Source organism: Formosa agariphila KMM 3901 (genome assembly GCF_000723205.1).
GTDB lineage: Bacteria > Bacteroidota > Bacteroidia > Flavobacteriales > Flavobacteriaceae > Formosa > Formosa agariphila.
This window is the reverse complement of record NZ_HG315671.1, coordinates 1146358-1165388: the sequence shown is the minus strand read 5'-3', so window position 1 is coordinate 1165388 and position 19031 is coordinate 1146358. Positions and strand designations below refer to the sequence as shown.

15 protein-coding genes and 1 tRNA gene are annotated in these 19031 nt (G+C 33.3%); 7 read left to right on the top strand and 9 right to left on the bottom strand.

The window, feature by feature from the left end:
* Nucleotides 1-144: 144 nt before the first annotated feature.
* From BN863_RS05005 to BN863_RS04985, 5 genes are all read right to left on the bottom strand, one after another.
* Nucleotides 145-3624, bottom strand: coding sequence for a hypothetical protein (locus tag BN863_RS05005; protein ID WP_051774499.1), 3480 nt, complete (start codon nt 3622-3624; stop codon nt 145-147).
* A 949-nt stretch (nt 3625-4573) separates the two neighbouring features.
* Nucleotides 4574-4647, bottom strand: a tRNA-Arg gene (locus BN863_RS05000).
* Nucleotides 4648-4923: 276 nt separating this feature from the next.
* Entirely contained in the window at nt 4924-5592 is a 669-nt protein-coding gene (locus tag BN863_RS04995; RefSeq protein WP_038528138.1) for a bifunctional 4-hydroxy-2-oxoglutarate aldolase/2-dehydro-3-deoxy-phosphogluconate aldolase, read from the bottom strand.
* An 18-nt stretch (nt 5593-5610) separates the two neighbouring features.
* The gene (locus BN863_RS04990; RefSeq protein ID WP_038528137.1) at nt 5611-6828 is read right to left on the bottom strand and encodes a 6-phosphofructokinase; all 1218 of its coding nucleotides are present in this window, start codon (nt 6826-6828) and stop codon (nt 5611-5613) included.
* A gap of 45 nt (nt 6829-6873) precedes the next feature.
* On the bottom strand, nt 6874-7920 hold the full coding sequence (locus BN863_RS04985) for a sugar kinase (RefSeq protein ID WP_038528135.1): 1047 nt from the start codon (nt 7918-7920) through the stop codon (nt 6874-6876).
* 231 nt (nt 7921-8151) lie between these two features.
* Here BN863_RS04985 and BN863_RS04980 point away from each other — a divergent pair, with 231 nt between their 5' ends.
* The gene (locus BN863_RS04980; protein ID WP_038533152.1) at nt 8152-9189 is read left to right on the top strand and encodes a LacI family DNA-binding transcriptional regulator; all 1038 of its coding nucleotides are present in this window, start codon (nt 8152-8154) and stop codon (nt 9187-9189) included.
* Nucleotides 9190-9277: 88 nt separating this feature from the next.
* On the opposite strand, the gene BN863_RS04975 is transcribed toward BN863_RS04980, so the two are convergent.
* The gene (locus BN863_RS04975; protein WP_038528132.1) at nt 9278-10663 is read right to left on the bottom strand and encodes an alanine/glycine:cation symporter family protein; all 1386 of its coding nucleotides are present in this window, start codon (nt 10661-10663) and stop codon (nt 9278-9280) included.
* Nucleotides 10664-10809: 146 nt separating this feature from the next.
* Between BN863_RS04975 and BN863_RS04970 the strand changes: the two genes are divergently transcribed.
* Entirely contained in the window at nt 10810-11979 is a 1170-nt protein-coding gene (locus tag BN863_RS04970; RefSeq protein WP_084817466.1) for a heparan-alpha-glucosaminide N-acetyltransferase domain-containing protein, read from the top strand.
* Here BN863_RS04970 and BN863_RS04965 read toward each other — a convergent pair.
* The 3 genes from BN863_RS04965 to BN863_RS04955 form a co-directional block, all read right to left on the bottom strand.
* Nucleotides 11965-12924 (bottom strand): phosphoribosylaminoimidazolesuccinocarboxamide synthase, encoded by a 960-nt coding sequence (locus BN863_RS04965; protein WP_038528129.1) that lies wholly within the window; start codon nt 12922-12924, stop codon nt 11965-11967. The genes BN863_RS04970 and BN863_RS04965 overlap by 15 nt on opposite strands.
* Nucleotides 12925-13135: 211 nt before the next feature.
* Complete coding sequence (locus BN863_RS04960; protein ID WP_038533148.1) at nt 13136-13648, bottom strand: c-type cytochrome; 513 nt, start codon at nt 13646-13648, stop codon at nt 13136-13138.
* Nucleotides 13649-13877: 229 nt separating this feature from the next.
* Entirely contained in the window at nt 13878-14831 is a 954-nt protein-coding gene (locus BN863_RS04955; RefSeq protein WP_038528126.1) for a PhoH family protein, read from the bottom strand.
* A 111-nt stretch (nt 14832-14942) separates the two neighbouring features.
* On the opposite strand from BN863_RS04955, the gene BN863_RS04950 reads away from it, so the two are divergent.
* The 5 genes from BN863_RS04950 to gldG are packed head-to-tail and all read left to right on the top strand — an operon-like array spanning nt 14943 to nt 18984.
* The gene (locus BN863_RS04950) at nt 14943-15782 is read left to right on the top strand and encodes an SAM hydrolase/SAM-dependent halogenase family protein (RefSeq protein ID WP_038528125.1); all 840 of its coding nucleotides are present in this window, start codon (nt 14943-14945) and stop codon (nt 15780-15782) included.
* Nucleotides 15782-16078 carry a putative quinol monooxygenase gene (locus BN863_RS04945; RefSeq protein ID WP_038528123.1) on the top strand — a complete coding sequence of 99 codons (297 nt, stop codon included), beginning with the start codon at nt 15782-15784 and terminating at the stop codon, nt 16076-16078. The genes BN863_RS04950 and BN863_RS04945 overlap by 1 nt, the downstream gene beginning before the upstream one ends.
* 41 nt (nt 16079-16119) lie before the next feature.
* Nucleotides 16120-16833, top strand: a complete 714-nt coding sequence (gene gldF / locus BN863_RS04940; RefSeq protein ID WP_038528121.1) for a gliding motility-associated ABC transporter permease subunit GldF — start codon at nt 16120-16122, stop codon at nt 16831-16833.
* Nucleotides 16834-16835: 2 nt separating this feature from the next.
* Nucleotides 16836-17324, top strand: coding sequence for a hypothetical protein (locus BN863_RS04935; RefSeq protein WP_038528118.1), 489 nt, complete (start codon nt 16836-16838; stop codon nt 17322-17324).
* On the top strand, nt 17317-18984 hold the full coding sequence (gldG, locus tag BN863_RS04930) for a gliding motility-associated ABC transporter substrate-binding protein GldG (protein ID WP_038528116.1): 1668 nt from the start codon (nt 17317-17319) through the stop codon (nt 18982-18984). The genes BN863_RS04935 and gldG overlap by 8 nt, the downstream gene beginning before the upstream one ends.
* Nucleotides 18985-19031: the final 47 nt, after the last annotated feature.

Here is a 19031-nt window from a genome sequence, read left to right as displayed (position 1 = left end):
TATAAATTAAGGCTAATTAACGGTGAATATTACCTAACTAAAGACTTTAAATACACTTAGACACTCTTTTAAACAAAAAAAAGCTTGAGGCGAACCTCAAGCTTTTAATGTACTTACATAGTAAGCACGATATTCTATTTAGAATTAATTGTAGTATAATGGATCTGCTCCAATTGTACCTTCTAATCCTGTTAAATACGCTTCTGTATTTGCTTCGTTATACAAATCTTTTACAGTTTGTAAACGTCCGTTTAAATCCATTTCTTCAACCTGTAGTGTATTACCTGGGTTAGAAATAAATGTTTCTAAATAATTAATTTGTTTGGTATAGAAAGCGATATCTTTTTGTTGTTTTAACTTCAATCTGTCTTTATACCAATCACTATTAATAATATATTCTCTAGTGAAATAACGTCTTAATTCTGGATCACTCATTTCTTTACCTTCGTAATGTCCGTAAGCCATCATATGCAAAAGAATTTGTAATGGAGGAATAGCAGCTTCAATACTACCATCTTCAAAATATCTTAAAGCTACTTTTTGTTGTGCTTCAACAATATTATTAATTCCATCTACATAATCTTCCATCCCTTGTAATTCTGGTTTAAGCATTTTTTCGTTAAACACAGCATTAGGTTCATCAAAAATACGATTTAAACATCTTAAAGAGAATTGTTTTGTAATACGGTAACCAAGTCTACTCGCTAAAACTTTCTTACCATTATATTCGAAATCGTCAATCTTTTCAAGAGCTCCATCTTTAATTAGGAAGTTAGGGTCTCTATCTTGAGGCTCTAAACGTGCCCAGATTTCAGGGATTAAAATACTAATATCATGATCTACTTTATTTTCTCCACCAACATAACCAGCAGCTGTACTAAATGCATTAGATTCTGTTAAGATATGAGACAATAAGGCATTGTTTAGATCTGTAGTAGGTGTTAACATATTAAAAGGTCCTTTTGTTAAGGCGCCTTCTGATCCCGCTCCAGTTGTGGATGGCGATTTACCTGTAAGACTACAGATAAAGTCCATAAACATTTCTGGAGTTTCTTGGTAATGTATAGGGTTGTAAACTGCTAACGGGCGAATTCCTGCTTTTGTATCGGCTGGGTTATTACGACGTCCCGGTAGTACTGCATTTACAACATCTATAACTGCTTCTTCAGATTTAATTTTTCTGAATAAACGTAATCCAACTTCTGCTAAATAACTCGCTTCAGATTCATCTAAAAAGATATTCTTTTCTAAGTATCTAGGGTTTTTAGTTGGTTCTCCGTTTACAATTCTAGTATGAGATGGTAAAGCAAAATACACATCGTCTTTAGGATCCTCAACAACACTTTCAATTAAATCTTTAACAGGTTGTGTATATTTATCGAAGTTAATTGTGTCTTCGTAAATTTCTACTGCATCCTTTTTAGTTAACATTTCGTAATTGGTAAGGAAAACATTTTCTCCTACAATATCACGCTCTGCACCTTTATCGTATCCACGAATAATAGCTTCGTCTGGTCTTTGGAATAGGTGTGCTTCACAATTCGCAACCACTTTTAAACTTTTATTAGTGTATTGTGGGTTAAGGTTACTAAATTTATTTCTTGGTAATGTTATAGACGCAGAAATATCATCTTCCATTTGGATTTTTAAACTCGCAGAAAAATCTGACCTTAATTTGTTTAACAACCAATTTCCATCCTGATTAAACCCAATACGAACATAACTTCCAACAACTGGTTTATTCATGTATTTTAACCCTGTTCCTTTTTGTCCGTTTACAATATCTACAGACACACAGTCTTTCCAATTTAAGGCGTCGTGATCTTGTCTATATAAACGTTTAACAAACAATACTAAAGATCTAATGTGTACAGGTATGCTAGACACAAACTCGTTATACTCGTCTGTAAACACATCTAAAGGTTGTAATAATCGTACAGCAGATCCTAATGTTCTTTTAGAACTTAAAAATGGTTCTGATGGTGGTAACGTTGGATCGTAATTTCTCCATCTTTTAGAGTAGTCGTACTCGATAATTTCGTCTGCTTTTTTAAAGTCTTCGTCAATATCTATAATATTGAAATTACTATAGGTAATTGCATTTTTCATAGATTTAGAAATCTCTGACTTTCCTCCACCAGACACCGTACATGGTTTATGGCAGAATACGCCTTCTGGAGCTGTATTTACTATGCGCCATAACGAAATAGCATCATGTTTTTCCAGTTTAAATTTATTACCAGACGGATGCACATATGTTTTATGCGGATTCAATAAGATGCGTTGATCTTTTCCATTATATGTCCAAGTAACATCGTTTGTATTCGTATTTATGTATGCGTTTTCAGGCACATATACAATGTTTGGATATTTCTTATCTATGGCATAATGTCCCTCTTTAACATCAATTCTATCTCCTAAAAGAGTTTTCACATCTTCAAAGGTATATTTATTTCCATATTTTCTATTCCAACCAGCACCATTAACAATATCTCCCATTACACCTCTTGGGTATGCTACTGCTCCTCCAGAGTGTTCTTCTTCCACTAAACCAAATAAGTTAGCAGAATAACTAATTTGAGTTTTAATTTCTTTTTTAGAGTATCCAAAATAGTTATCGGCAATAAGCGTTACCACTACACCTCTATCGTCTCTACATGTTAATTTAAATGCACCACCGTCGTTATACAATTCATCGGCATCTTTCCAGCACATCCCATCAGTTCTTTGACGCTCTGTAGCATCGTCGTAATGCGGTAAACCAACATCTTTTTTCTTAAGTGTTTTTAATTGTGGTGCAAGAATAACGCAACCTGTATGTCCTGTCCAATGTTCGGTATCTAAAGCGGCATCGTTTTGTACTAAAGATGGATCTCCTGCATTTCCGAAAATAGATTCAACAAAGTCTAAATTACTTACTAAGGTTCCAGGAGCGAAAAAGCGAACCTCTAAACTCTTTTTAGACATTACACCTTTAACTTCTGGGCATACCATTGGACGCATTAACATAGACACCATAACATTGGCGCATTCTTTTTGTTTAGACGTAAATGGTAATGTTTTAAGTTCTTTAGACGGATTAATTGCAGCATGTAGTAAATGTGCAAATGTAATTTTTGGAACTTCAAATTTATCTAAAGGCACAGGTAGCGTTCCTTCTACTATATGAAACGTTCCTTTAGTTGTTCTTTTATCATGAACAGGATTATTTAAAATACCTTGTTCTACTCTATATGATGAAATATCTTCACTTACAAAAGTATCACCATTTGGAGGTAAACTCACTTCGCGAGCATGACCTGCTTGGTTTAATACTAAAGTGTCGTTTGGCAATTTTAACGAAGCATCAAAAGAAACATCTTTTAAATAATCGTCTATAAACGCTTGAATTCGACTATCTACAGGAGACTGGTGATCTGATAATATTCGGGATTTTTCACGAAAACTTTTAATTAATCCGTTAGTTAGTTTTTGAAAATTTGGATTACTAAATGCAATTTCTGAATTTTCGTCGTCGTGATAAATAGGTTGTCCTAAAGCAGCCAACTGTAAATTGATGTACCGTATAGTGTCTTTTCTGCTTCGAATTACAGCCGCATTATTCGCATTTTTTTCTCTACTCATGTTATTGTAAATTTAAAATCGATAATATTTTTTAACGTACAAATAATAACATCACGATATATTTTAGCGGTATATTTTGGAATGCATTCTAAGCTAAACTACAGTGATAAAAATCATTTTTAATTAAAATTAATTGGAATGTTTTTAATAGCTTTTTTTGACTCATTTATAGTATACATTTAAATGATTAATTTCAAGAAAAACTACATCTTTTGTTCTACGTAAATTTAATCAATAACGAAGAAAAAAACTAATAAGTTTAGGTAATAATCGCCTGTAAATTGGCTAAATACAAACAACTTAACGAGATTAGAATCATTCTAAATAACATTAAATACTTTCAATCGTTTTCGTTTAACATACTCTAAATTGATAGATAAAATAACTAAAATTTAACGTGAAATTTATATGGGTGTGAAAAGGGAAAATATTAAGAATTGAGACCTAAATATGAATACAATTTATAGGTAAGAAGATAATTTCTTTTTGGAGATTAAAAAAAAATTGAAATCAAGAAATAATGATACAAATGAAGGATAATTCTCGAAAGTTATGTGTGAATTGATATAGAGTTTGATTTCTATTAAATAGAAGCACATTGTATTTATAATAAAACATTTTTTTAAACTATCGCAATCAGAGTTGCTTGTAGATTATTTTATTATTACGAATCTGACTATTAATTAAAGCAATGAAAAATGTTTGTAGAGCATCATGGGGATTCTCAAATCCGCTCGAATACCGTTTAAATTTTTAAAAAGTTTAATTTTTTAACAACTCTTCTAGATTGAATTTTAAATAATGAAAACCCCATATTTTCTATGGCGTACCAACGGGGTCGAGAACATAAAAATGTAAAAACACTAGAATTGGTCTTAATCCCGAATGAATTTGTAATATGAAGTTATTAGAAACAAAAAAAGCTTCCGATTTCTCGAAAGCTTTTTTGTGATGGCAGAAGGATTCGAACCTTCGACCGCCTGCTTAGAAGGCAGGTGCTCTATCCAACTGAGCTATGCCACCATTCACGAACAACAAGTGTTCTGAAAGCGCTTTTTTCAAAATATATAATTCCTAAAAAGCTGTGCAAATATAAGTAGCTTTAAGAAACTACACAACTTAAAATGTGAAATTTTTAAAAAATATTTAAACTCTAATTACGCAACAATTTTAATTCAATTCTGTCGCGCATTTATATACTTAATTTTCAATGACATCCCAACACCTGATAATGTATTTAACTAAAAAAGGACTGTCTTTGCGGACAGTCCTTTTTTATATTAAATATATAGAAAATTATTATTTTCTTACTGCTTTTACAATTGCTAAAGCATTTTTTACATCTTGCTCTAATTTTGCATAGTCTTTATCTGCAATAATCTTTTTAGAGATTAATTGAGATCCCATACCAACACAAGTTACACCTGCATCAAACCATCCTTTTAAGTTTTCCTCTGTTGGAGAAACACCACCAGTTGGCATAACACTTGTCCAAGGTTGTGGGCCTTTTATTCCTTTTACAAATTGAGGTCCGTAGATATCACCAGGGAATAATTTTACGATTTCACATCCTAATTCTTCTGCTCTAGTAATTTCTGTTAATGTACCACATCCAGGAGACCATAATACTTTTTTACGGTTACATGCAATTGCGATATCTTCTCTTAATACTGGAGTTACAATAAAGTTTGCACCTAATGCCATGTATAAAGAAGCCGCAGCACCATCTGTTACAGAACCAACACCCATAATCATTCCTGGTAATTCAGCAATAGCATATTTAGTTAATTCTCCAAAAACTTCGTGAGCGAAATCTCCACGAGCTGTGAATTCCATTAATCTTGCTCCACCATCGTAACAAGCTTTTAAAACTTTTTTACTTAACTCAATATCGTTATGAAAAAATAAAGGAATCATCCCTGTATCTTTCATTGCTTGAGCTACTTCTAATCTTGAAAATTGTGCCATTTTGTTATGTTTTAATTTTTAATTCCAGTTTAAGATTTTCTTGAAATCGTATGCTTCTGGATTTGGTAAATATTGTTTTGCTTTTTCGTAATCTTTCTCTTTAATATAGAATAGATTGTCTATAAAAAGCTGAGCCATATCTGAATTGATATCGACTAATCTTGGTGGTATCTTTCCGTTTTCATCTTCAAAGTCCTTTAAATACAATGGTGTAATATCACCCTTTGAATTTGCGCTAACGATACAACCAGAAATACCTTGATCGAACAACTTCTTAACACCTATTCCTAATAAAGAACACAGTGTTAAATCGAATGCTATAGGATTACAACATCTTAATTCGTAACCAAGCTCTACTGGCCTTGATTTTACTACTAAACCAATCTCTTTCAACTTCACTTGTAACAGATAGTTGAAAATATGAGATTTACTCACATTCCCTAATTCGGGATGACCATGATCGTCGTAAGTAAAATTAATTCCAGAATTTATAATTTCTTCTTCATCCATAAAATGGAACACACCTTCACTCACTAAAGCCACACCATATTCAACACCTTCTAGTTTACATTTCACTATAGAAGACACTATCATATTAATAAGCTTCTCGAACGTAATCTTTGTTTTGTTAAACATTTCTGGAATAATCATCATTTGAAAATGACATGCCGATGCTATCCCGAAAGCTAAGTGTCCAGCAGAACGTCCCATAGCAGACATCACGAACCAGTTTTCACTCGTTCTCGCATCTTCGTATACCGTATTCCCTATTCTAACGCCTTCGTCTTTAGCTGTATGAAATCCGAATGTTGGATTTCTATCAGGTAAAGGCAAATCGTTATCTATAGTTTTTGGCACATGTACATGCTTAACATCTAATTGTTCTGTTTGAAGAAATTTAGTTAATCTATTGGCGGTAGACGCGGTATCGTCTCCGCCAATAGTAACTAATAATTTTACATTATTTTTCTTAAAAAAATCTGATTTAAAATCACTGTCTTTTGGTTTAAACCTACTCATAATTAAAGTAGACCCGCCACGACTAAAAATACGATCGGCATGATGAAAGTCGAAAACCTTTACTTCAGGTTCTTCAGAAAGCAATCCTTGATATCCATGATGTACGCCTATTACCTTATAGCCATCTTTCATAAAAGTTTTGGCTACTGTACTTATTACAGTATTTATTCCAGGTGCGGGCCCTCCGCCACAAATAATTGCTATTGATTTTTCCATGTACTAATCGTGTTTGTTATTAAATGATTTTAAAGTTTTTAGTTATTATCTAGCAACACGACCAGAAGCGTCTCCACCCATAAGTTTGTTAACTTCAGCAACAGTAGCTAAGTTAGCATCACCTTTAATAGTGTGTTTTAAACAAGATGCAGCAACTGCGAAGTCTAATGCATTTTGATCGTTATCTGGGTATGTTAATAATCCGTAGATTAAACCTCCCATGAAAGAATCTCCACCACCTACTCTATCTACGATATCAGTAATTTGGTATTGACGCGTTTCTAACATTTTTGTTCCATCGTATAAAACTCCAGCCCATGTGTTATGAGATGCAGAGATAGAACCTCTTAAAGTAGTAATTACTTTTTTAGCTTTAGGGAATTTAGCCATCATTTGTTTACAAACAGATAAGAAAGCTTCTGCTTTAACATCGTGACCAGCAGTTTGTACTGCAGCACCATCAGGCTTAATTCCGAAATGCATTTCAGCATCTTCTTCGTTTCCTAAAACGATATCACAGTAAGAAGTTAATTCTGTCATTACAGCTTCTCTGTGCGCATCGTCACAGTAGTTCCATAATTTAGCACGGTAGTTTAAGTCTGTAGAAATTGTAATGCCTTTAGCACTTGCAGCTTTAACAGCTTCTAAACATACATCTGCAGAACTTTGAGAAATAGCTGGAGTAATACCAGTCCAGTGAAACCACTCTACACCTTCGAAAACAGCATCCCAATCAATCATTCCTGATTCAATTGTAGACATAGAAGAATACGCTCTATCGTAAACCACTTTACTTCCTCTAGATACAGCTCCAGTTTCTAAGAAATAAATTCCTAAACGCTCGCCACCCCAAACAATTTTATCAACACCAACGCCTCTTTTACGCATTTCCATCATTGCACATTCTCCAATATCATTCTTTGGTAAACGTGTTACAAAATCACAAGAAATACCATAGTTAGCTAATGATACTGCTACGTTAGATTCACCACCACCGTAAACAACATCAAAATTGTTAGCTTGAGAAAATCTTAAAAATCCTTGAGGAGCTAATCTTAACATGATTTCTCCAAACGTTACTACTTTACTCATTATTTTTAAATTTATATTAATTAAGTTTATTTTATTATGAAGACCTTAAAATCCTCTACTTCACTTTTGTAAGGGTAAAATTATTAAATATATTCCATCTATGCAAACGTTTGTTCAAATCTTTTAAAAGTTCTTTAAAACACTTATTTAGAAGAATTGATTTTCATTTCACCTCTTATATTTAGACAAAAACGATATATTTGCTCAAACGATTGTCTTCAACTGCCTTACATATTGAAAAAGAAAACCACCATAAAAGATATTGCTAATGTGTTAAACATTACGCCATCTGCTGTTTCAAGGGCACTTCACGACCACCCAAGAATTAGTGACAAAACTAAAACTGCCGTAAGGAAAGTTGCTGAAGAATTAGAATACCAACCAAACCATTTGGCTTCTGCTTTACGAAGTGGAAAAAGTAAATTGATAGGCATTATAGTGGCCAAAACAAACAGCCATTTCTTTTCGTCTGTAATGGAGAGCATTGAAAAAGAATTAAACAAAGAAGGTTATAACCTTATTATAACCCAATCTAACGAGTCTTACGAAAAAGAATGTCGAAATATAGATGCATTACTACAAACTCAGGTAGATGGCATTATAGCGTCTTTAGCTAACGAAACAGTCGATTTTGATTATTACCATAAAATTAAACAAAATGGTATTCCGTTAATCTTGTTTGACCGTGGTGAAAATGATATTGGAGTAGATTATATTGGTATAGATGATTACGCCAGTAGTAATATTATAGTAAATCATCTTGTTGAACAGGGCTGCAAGCGTATTGCTCACATTGCAGGTTATAGTCACACCCGAATTTATCAAAACAGAATTCGCGGATACAAGGACGCCCTAAGAAAACATAAATTACCAGAAGACAAAGATTTACTACTTGAAGGCAGTTTAAGTATTGAAGACGGACGAGCTAAAATGGAAGAACTTTTAAAACTTCCTGAATTGCCAGATGCCGTTTATGCTGCTGGAGATTACGCCGCTTTGGGAGCCTTGCAAGTTATGCAAGAACACAACATAAAAGTTCCTGAACAAATTGCTTTAGTTGGTTTTAGTAACGAACCCTTTACCTCTTTAGTTACACCGCCTATCACATCTATTTATCAGCATAATAAAGAGATTGGAAAATTAGTGGCTCAACAGGTTCTGCTTCGCATAAACGACAAAAACTATAAACCTGTTCTGCATAAAATAATTTTAGAACCTGAATTAATCATTAGAGATTCTTCAAGAAAACGCGACCTGAATACAGAGTAGACAGATTAATTGCCACCTTTCAAAAACAACCAAGGGTGTCATAATTTACTTCTAGAAAGTACAATAAATTACACCTAACTACTATAGATTAATTTAGTCCTTTTTCATTCTTAAGTTTAGCAACATACACCTTTACCGCGTTTAACACTTTTGGAGCTAACATTATTGTCGCAAGCATTGTAGGAATCGCCATTAACGCAAAGAATCCGTCAATAAGGTTTATCATCATACTTAAAGAAGTCGTCGCTCCTAATATAATACTCCCGATATAAAAATAATTGTACAGATGTTTTTTATCGGCTCCAAACAAAAAGGACATGCATTTAGACCCGTAATACGAATACGAAAACAACGACGAAATACTAAATACGAAAATACAAAGCAGTAACAAATACTTTCCTACTCCCGGAATAGAATGCGCAAAAGCAGAAGCTGTTAAACTCACCCCATTAGCATCAGACGTTTGCCAAACTCCTGTTACCAATATGGCTAAAGCTGTTAAAGTACACACCAACAAAGTATCAATTGCAGGCCCAAGCATAGCAACCAAACCTTCACGTATAGGTTCTGCTGTTTTTGCTGCGCCATGAGCCATAGGCGCTGTTCCTATTCCTGCCTCATTAGAAAATGCTGCACGTCTAATTCCTAATAAAATCAATCCACCTAATGCGCCACCTAAAAAATTATCGCCTTTAAAATTCTGAGCCGTAAATGCATTAGAAAATATCATCCCAAAATATTTCGGTACTTCTTGAATATTAACGGCCAATATAATTAATACCAACACAAAATACAATGCAACCATAGAAGGTACTAGTTTTGCTGCAGTTTTACCAATGCGATCAATACCTCCAAGAATTACAACACTTGTAATTCCGACTAGAATAATTCCGATAATTAAACTTGAAGTAAAGCCCACTTCAATATTATTTGGAGCTAATAAAATATCGTTTATGGCTTGGGTGAGTTGATTGACGTTAAAAATAGGCAATGCTCCTACCAAACCACACACACTAAACATAACCGCTAGAGGTTTCCATTTTTTTCCTAAACCTTCCGTAATAAAATACATAGGTCCACCTTGCAAACGTCCTTCGCTATCGGTTCCACGGTACATTACAGCTAAAGAAGAGGTAAAGAACTTAGTTGCCATACCAATAATAGCACTTACCCACATCCAAAACACAGCGCCAGGCCCTCCTATTGCTATAGCTACCGCAACACCTGCGATATTTCCCATACCAACGGTAGCAGACAACGCTGTTGTTAAAGCTTGAAAATGAGAAATCTCGCCGGGATCATCTGGGTTATCAAATTTACCTCGTAAAACCTGAAAGGCGTGACCTATAAATCGAAAGGGTAAAAATCGCGAGTAAATTAAAAGAAACAATCCGCCACCGGTTAGTAAAATCAATAATGGTAATCCCCACACCAACGATGCGAATTCTTTAAGTAAATTATCTAGGAACGTCATAAATAGGAAACTATATTTTTATAAATATATTCTTTTTTATGTTTTAAGTTTTAATAAATGTGTTGAAAATCGAACCTTTTTTATGAATATTTAAGATTAATTCGGAAGAATATTAAGGATTATTTAATTGAATACAAATCCGTTAAATGACATTAAATTTATTGTACTTTTGCGACTTATATTCTTTATATCCTTTGAAAAACAACCGCTTATATTTTTTAGATGCTGTAAGAGCATTCGCTATCTTAATGATGCTTCAAGGACATTTTATTGATGGCTTAATGAACCCTACCTACAAGTCAACAGACTATGAATTATTTACGCTTTGGGCTAATTTAAGAGGAAATACAGCGCCACTATTTTTTACAATTACGGGTTTAATAATCATGTTTTTATTAAAAAAAGCAGAAGATAAAGGTTTAGAAAAACACCGAGTTGAGAAAAGCATAAAACGAGGCATCTCGCTTATAATAATTGGCTACACCTTGCGCATCCCTATTTTTTCGTGGTTAAACGGGAATTTTAATAATTACTTTTTAGTCGTAGATGTACTCCAAATTATAGGTGTGTCCTTATTACTTTTAAACGGATTATATCTTCTCTTTAAACCGAATCGTAAATTACTACCTATAGTTTTAACAGCTGTAGGCACACTTATATTTGTTACAGAACCTTGGTACAGAACGTTATCTTTACCTCAAATTCCTAATATAATTTCAAATTATCTAACCACTGAACATGGCTCTGTATTTACAATTTTTCCTTGGTTTGGTTATGTAGCTTTTGGAGGTGTTTTAGGTATTCTTTTTAACACATATCAATTGCATCAAAATTTTAGAACTCAAGCTATTTCATGGCTATTAATTGGAGGACTTGCACTATCCTGGTTATCATCGGTTGGGCTATATTTTCTATATGACATAACTCAAATACACCTGTTTTACGAAGCATCTATTTACAACTACCTCTTTTCTAGATTAGGAAACGTCTGTTTTATTTTTGGACTTTTCTATGTCCTAGAACCTTATTTAAAGCATCCAATTATTTCAAAATTAGGAAACAACACACTTTCTATATATGTGGTTCATTTTATTATATTATATGGTAGTTTCACAGGTATTGGACTCTATAAATATTACCACAATACATTGAATCCTTGGTCTGCTAGTCTAGGTGCTATAGCTTTTGTATGTACCGTGTGCGGTATCGTATTTTTAGAAGACAAAATAAAAGCCTTCCTAAATGTAAACATTAGAAAGGCTTTTGGATTTATAAAATTTAATACGGTAAATAGAATCCGATTAAACAGACGCTAAATACGCTTCTACATTTGTTTTTATACGCTCTTGAATATTAGCAACATCAGCTTTTACAAATGGCTCACCCATAATATTTTCGTATAATTCAATATAACGTTCGCTTACAGTTTCTATATACTCATCGCTCATTTCTGGTAACGTTTGCCCTTCTAAACCTTGAAAGCCATTACCAATTAACCATTGGCGTACAAACTCTTTAGATAACTGTTTTTGTGGTTCTCCGTTGTCTTGACGTGTTTTATAACCATCTGCATAAAAATAACGGGAAGAATCTGGGGTATGAATTTCATCTATCAGAACAATTTTACCATCTTTTGTTTTACCAAATTCATATTTAGTATCTACTAAAATCAAGCCTCTACTCGCAGCGATTTCTGTTCCGCGTTGAAATAACTTACGTGTATAATCTTCAAGAACGATATAATCGTCTTCAGACACAATTCCCTTTTTAATAATGTCTTCTCTAGAAATATCTTCGTCATGATCACCCATTTCGGCTTTGGTTGCCGGTGTAATAATAGGCTCCGGAAATTTATCATTTTCTTTCATTCCTTCTGGCATAGCAACACCACAAAGTAATCGTCTGCCAGCCTTATATTCGCGTGCAGCATGACCCGACATATAACCACGAATTACCATTTCTACTTTAAAAGGCTCGCATAAATGCCCCACAGCAACATTTGGGTCTGGTGTAGCCACTAACCAATTTGGTACTAAATCTTCGGTTTGTGCCATAAATTTAGTAGCAATCTGATTCAGAATCTGACCTTTAAAAGGAATTCCTTTTGGCATTACAACATCAAAAGCACTTAGCCTGTCTGTTGCAATCATTACCAATAAATCGTCGTTAATATTATAAACTGCTCTAACTTTTCCTTTATACAAACTCTTCTGTCCTGGAAAATTGAAATTAGTATCTGTAATTGTCATGATGTGTAGCATTGCATCTGTAAAGCTTGAGATGCTTTAATTAATAATGATAAAATTTAAAGAGGTAAAAGTAAGGAAATAATCACTAATTATTTTTATCCCACTTTTTAAATAATAAAATATTTTCTGTGAGCGTTAAATTAAAACAGACACCTAATTCGCGTATTTACTCAAATGTAATACACCCTTAAAAGAACACGTAAATGGTTTAAATATGGTTACATTAATTCTGTAAAGCATCATCTTTATGCCCCACCTGACTCATATCGTTTTGTCTCATAAATTCAAGAATTGAACGTGCTTCTTCTAGAGAAATTTGCATACTCGGCATTCGTGTTAAACAATCTTCTAATTGTTTTCTTGCCTCTTCATCACGCTCTAACATTTGTTCGGTGTTAGTTATCATATTCATAATCCATTCTGGGCGCCTGCTATTTGTAATTCCTGCCCAACCTGGTCCAACAAGTCTTTGGTCGGTTAATTTATGACATGCTGCACATTTCATTTCAAAAAGAAACTCTCCTTTTTCAACTAAATTTACTTTTAATGTATCAGATAGTTCAACAGATTTAACATACCCCACTCCTTTAGATTTAGGCTTTTTAGTATAATCGATTTGTAAATCAGGATGAACAAATAATTCAGGTGAATTTTTCCGGGTTCCGTCAATACAGCTTGCTAAAACAGTACTAATTAATAGCGTTTTTAATTTTAATGAAACACGATTAGTTTTCATAAAATAGTGTTTTATAATACCTGGGAGGTATCGTTTATCTTTCATATTGGTCATGATAAAGATACAATTTTCCCGTTGCTGTACTATAAACACAGTGGTTTATTGAATTTATAACACAATAATTTAAATTTCAGAATATTATAAAAATTGAATTTTTTATTAAGTGATAAAGAAATATTTACAATTTTAAAGTATTTCTGTTTCTAGTAAAAAAAGAGTAGACTTACGCCTACCCTCTATTTTCAATACTTTTATATGCTTCAATCACCTTCTTCACTAATTGGTGTCGAATAACATCTTTTTCATCTAGATACACCATACCTACACCTTCTACATTTTTTAAAACTAATAAAGCTTCTTTTAACCCAGAAGTGGTTCGCCTTGGTAGATCGACTTGTCCAGGATCTCCGGTAAGTAAAAATTTAGCGTTCTTACCCATACGTGTTAAAAACATCTTCATTTGGGCGTGTGTAGTATTCTGTCCTTCATCTAAAATAACAAATGCATTATCTAACGTTCGACCACGCATAAACGCCAAAGGGGCAATTTGTATGGTTCCGTTTTCGATATACATATTTAATTTTTCGGGCGCAATCATATCTCGTAAAGCATCGTAAAGGGGTTGCATATACGGATCTAATTTTTCTTTTAAATCGCCAGGAAGGAATCCTAAATTTTCACCAGCCTCTACTGCTGGACGCGTTAAAATGATACGTTTGACTTCTTTGTTTTTTAATGCTTGTACAGCTAAAGCAACACCAGTATAGGTTTTACCCGTTCCTGCAGGTCCAATAGCAAAAACCATATCGTTATTACGCATGCTTTCTACCAATTTCCGTTGGTTAGCTGTCTGGGCTCTAATTAATTTTCCGCTGGCGCCATGCACAATAACTTCTCCACTTTTTTTAGACGTCGCGTAGTCGTCGCTACTTTGGCTAGTTAAAACACGTTCTATAGTGTTTTCATCTAATTTATTGTACTTGGCAAAGTGATTTAATAGCATTGTTAAACGGCGATCAAATTCTTCTAAGAGATCTTCATCTCCAAAAGCCTTGATTTTATTTCCGCGAGCAACAATTTTTAATTTGGGAAAATATTTTTTTAGAAGTTCAATATTTACGTTTTGTGCTCCAAAAAACTCTTTTGGAGTTATCTCTTCAAGTTCAATAATTATTTCGTTCAAAAGCTAGTCGATTTAATTAAAATTATCAGTTAAGTTTTATTAGTTTTGTGCCTCTAACAAATCTAATCAATTTTACTTCAGATATGTGAAAAACATATCAACAATTCAGCTATGGCAATAATAACTTTAACTACTGATTTTGGCGAAAAAGACCACTTTGCTGGAGCGATTAAGGGCGCTATCTATAGTGAATTAAGCGATGTTAGAATTGTTGATATCTCGCATTCTGTTTCCCCTTTTAGTATATCAGAAGCGGCATATATTATTCAAAATGCCTATAAAAGTTTCCCGAAAGGGACCATTCATATTATTGGAATTGATGCCGAATTAAATCCAGAAAACAAACACATAGCAGTACTTCTAGATGGCCATTATTTTATCTGTGCCAATAACGGAATCATGAGTATGATTTGTACAGAGATTAATCCAGAACGCATTGTAGAAATTAATATTCACGAAAAAATTGTGAGTAGCTTTCCTGTTTTAGATGTCTTTGTAAAAGTGGCTTGCCATATTGCACGTGGAGGTACGCTAGAAGTTATAGGAAAAAGCATTGAGGTAATAAAACCTATTCAGAATTTAAAGCCTTACGTTAACGACGACCAATCTCAAATTATTGGTAGTATTATTTATGTTGATAATTACGGCAATGTAATTACCAATATCAAACGCAAATTTTTTGAAAGCATTCAAAAAGGACGTAACTATAAAATATCTGCACGAAACCATTCGTTTAATACCATTTACAATAAATATAGCGAAGTGGTAGATTTTACAAAACCTGCCAACGAAAGGCAAGCAGAAGGCAAAGGATTAGTTGTTTTTAATTCGTCCAACTTTTTAGAAATTGCTATATATAAGAGTAATACCACAACTGTAGGTGGGGCCTCTACATTAATGGGATTAAAATTAATGGACACCATAACTGTAAACTTTTTAAAAGATAAATAATGTTTGTACGGATTGTAAAACTAAGTTTTGAACCTAGTAAAATTGGTGAATTTCTAGACATATTTAATGCCTCGAAATCATTAATCCGTAATTTTGAAGGATGTGAATTTTTAGAATTATATCGCGATAAAGAACACAACAATGTTTTTTTTACCTATAGTTATTGGAAAGACGAACAGCATTTACATAATTACCGCCACTCCGATTTATTTATTGAAGTGTGGACAGAAACTAAAAAATTATTCAACAATAAACCAGAAGCTTGGAGTGTAGATAAACTGGAAAGTTTAGCTTAAAAGGAATTCTTCACTGCAATCTCAAATCATATTAACAACAGATGTTTGCCATATTAAAAAAAGAAATAAATTCGTTTTTCGCCTCACCAATTGGCTACCTCGTTATTGCCTTATTTTTATTACTAAACGGATTATTCTTATGGTTTTTTAAAGGTGATTTTAATATAATCGATAATGGGTTTGCCGATTTGTCGAACTTCTTTTTACTCGCACCATGGATTCTAGTTTTTCTTGTACCTGCAGTGACTATGCGTAGCTTTTCAGACGAAAAAAAACAAGGCACTTTAGAACTCCTTTTAACTAAACCTGTAAGTAAACTTGAAATTGTATTGGGAAAATATTTTGGCGCCTTTATTTTAATTCTTATCGCCTTACTCCCAACATTATTATATGTATTTACGGTTTACAAACTAGGTAGCCCTGAAGGCAATTTAGATATGGGTAGCACCCTTGGCTCCTATTTTGGATTATTATTTTTAGTTGCAGCGTACACTGCAATCGGTGTTTTTGCTTCTACGATTTCCGATAATCAGATTGTGACATTTATAATCGCGGTATTTTTATGTTTCTTTTTCTATATTGGTTTTGAAGGTATTGCAGATGCATTATCGAATAACTTTGTTGATACTTTAGGAATGAGTTATCATTTTAAAAGCATGAGTCGCGGGGTGTTAGACACTCGAGATATTATATATTTTATTAGTATTTCAGGGTTGTTTATCGCTTTAACTCAATTCAATATTAATAAGAAGTAAACATGATTTTAACAGTACCTTTTGCTATTATTCTAGGCTTGCTTTTTATAGCTCTTTTTATATTTTCAAGAACTATAGATAAGCGTACTTGGGTGGCGCTTGCAATTAGTTTGGTACTTACACCAATTATTTATTTTTACGTACTGTATCCGTTAATCAACATATTTAGCTCCTATCATCACGAAAAACATTTTGAAGCTGAAGCTTGGGAAGACAAACCTGCATACCGCTACGAAATGGCCAACGATTTAGAACATTCGAATGTTTTACTAGGAAAAAACAAATCTGAAGTCACAACTATTTTAGGTAAACCCGAATGGTTTAGTTGGAATGATGCCATAAAAGCAAACGATTCTAATTTCTGGAATTATAACTTAGGCATTAAACCTGGCGCTTTAAACACCACTCAAGAATGCTTAAAAATTACATTCCAAAACAATACGGTAACAGGCTTAGAACACTATCAATTAGAACTAGAAGATAATGAGTAAGAATCTTAAACATATATTACTAATCGTCTTAGCTATATTGGCGTTAAATTTAATTGGAAACACTGTTTTTAAACGTTTCGATTTAACGCAAGATCATAGATATACGCTTAGTGAAGCTACGAAAGATATTGTTACCGATGTAGAGTCCCCAATTATTATAGATGTATTTTTAGAAGGTGAAGGTTTTCCTTCTGAGTTTAGAAGACTTCAAAGTGAAACCAAACAACTTTTAGAAGAATTTTACGCCCAGAATAGTAATATCAATTTCAATTTTATAAATCCGTTAGAAGACGAAGCGAATCGCGAACAAGTAATTCAGCAACTAAACAATCGCGGCCTTACGCCTATGCAGCTTACGGTACAAGAAAACGGAAAAAGCAGTCAGGAAATTATTTTTCCATGGGCATTAGCTAGTTACAATGGTGTTACCGTAAAAATTCCATTAGTAAAAAATAAATTAGGAGCTTCTCAGCAAGAGTTAGTTACCAATTCTGTACAACATCTAGAATATGCTTTTGCCGACGGTATTGGAAAATTAGTATACGGTAAAACTAAAAAAATTGCGATTTTAAAAGGAAACGGAGAATTAGACGACCAATATTTAGCCGACTTTTTAACCACCTTAAAAGACTATTATTTTATTGCGCCTTTTACATTAGACAGCGTGGCTAATCATGCAGAAAGCACGCTAAACAAATTAAAAGATTACGATTTAATTATTTCAGCAAAACCAACTGAAGCTTTTTCTGAAAACGAGAAATTCGTCCTTGATCAATACACTATGAATGGCGGAAAAAGTCTTTGGCTTATCGATGCCGTAGCAATGGAAAAAGATAGTTTATACAACGAAAGCGGACGCGCAATTGCACTGCCAATAGATTTAAACCTTACCGATGTATTCTTTAAATACGGTATTCGTATTAACCCATATTTAGTTGCAACTCCTTACTCTGCGCCTATTACTTTAGCCATTGGAGAAGGTAGTAATTCTCAGTTTCAGAATGTGCGTTGGCCGTATTCGCCTTTAGTAAATACCACCAATACACATCCTATTGTAAACAACGTAAATCTTATAAAATTCGATTTTGCAAATCCAATAGATACCTTAAAAAACAATCTTAAAAAGACTATTCTGCTTGAAAGTGCAAAACTGACTAAGTTAGAAGGTACACCTAAAGAGATTAGTTTAGATGTGGTTACTCAAGAACCAAATCCTCAAGAATTCAATAAAGGAAGTCAGCCATTAGCGGTTCTTATTGAAGGTGAATTTACGTCGGCTTATAAAAACAGAATTAAGCCTTTTAAATTAAATTCGAATAAGGACGATGGTGTTACAACTAAAATGATGGTTATAGCCGACGGTGATCTTATAAAAAACGATGTGATTAAGAATATACCTCAAGAATTAGGTTTCGACCGCTGGTCGGGTCAACTTTTCGGAAATAAAGAATTCTTATTAAATTCGGTAAATTACCTCTTAGACGATAATGGACTTATAAACATTCGTTCTAAAGAAATTACGGTCCCATTTTTAAATCACGAAAAAATTGCAGAATCTAAATTGAACTGGCAATTACTTAACACCTTGGTACCATTAGTGTTATTAGCTGTTTTCGGATTTATTTTTAATTACTTACGCAAAAAAAAGTACAGTGCCTAAATGTTAATAAGTTTGTTTCATAGTTACCTCTATTAAAGATATATTTG

What these genes read in the sequence shown, in the direction of transcription:
- BN863_RS04945 (WP_038528123.1), top strand. Translation starts at nt 15,782, where the DNA reads ATGTTTGTACGGATTGTAAAACTAAGTTTTGAACCTAGTAAAATTGGT.
- BN863_RS04970 (WP_084817466.1), top strand. Translation starts at nt 10,810, where the DNA reads ATGACATTAAATTTATTGTACTTTTGCGACTTATATTCTTTATATCCT.
- BN863_RS04950 (WP_038528125.1), top strand. Translation starts at nt 14,943, where the DNA reads ATGGCAATAATAACTTTAACTACTGATTTTGGCGAAAAAGACCACTTT.
- gldF (WP_038528121.1), top strand. Translation starts at nt 16,120, where the DNA reads ATGTTTGCCATATTAAAAAAAGAAATAAATTCGTTTTTCGCCTCACCA.
- BN863_RS04935 (WP_038528118.1), top strand. Translation starts at nt 16,836, where the DNA reads ATGATTTTAACAGTACCTTTTGCTATTATTCTAGGCTTGCTTTTTATA.
- BN863_RS04960 (WP_038533148.1), bottom strand. Translation starts at nt 13,648, where the DNA reads ATGAAAACTAATCGTGTTTCATTAAAATTAAAAACGCTATTAATTAGT.
- BN863_RS04990 (WP_038528137.1), bottom strand. Translation starts at nt 6,828, where the DNA reads ATGGAAAAATCAATAGCAATTATTTGTGGCGGAGGGCCCGCACCTGGA.
- BN863_RS04985 (WP_038528135.1), bottom strand. Translation starts at nt 7,920, where the DNA reads ATGAGTAAAGTAGTAACGTTTGGAGAAATCATGTTAAGATTAGCTCCT.
- BN863_RS05005 (WP_051774499.1), bottom strand. Translation starts at nt 3,624, where the DNA reads ATGAGTAGAGAAAAAAATGCGAATAATGCGGCTGTAATTCGAAGCAGA.
- BN863_RS04995 (WP_038528138.1), bottom strand. Translation starts at nt 5,592, where the DNA reads ATGGCACAATTTTCAAGATTAGAAGTAGCTCAAGCAATGAAAGATACA.
- gldG (WP_038528116.1), top strand. Translation starts at nt 17,317, where the DNA reads ATGAGTAAGAATCTTAAACATATATTACTAATCGTCTTAGCTATATTG.
- BN863_RS04975 (WP_038528132.1), bottom strand. Translation starts at nt 10,663, where the DNA reads ATGACGTTCCTAGATAATTTACTTAAAGAATTCGCATCGTTGGTGTGG.
- BN863_RS04965 (WP_038528129.1), bottom strand. Translation starts at nt 12,924, where the DNA reads ATGCTACACATCATGACAATTACAGATACTAATTTCAATTTTCCAGGA.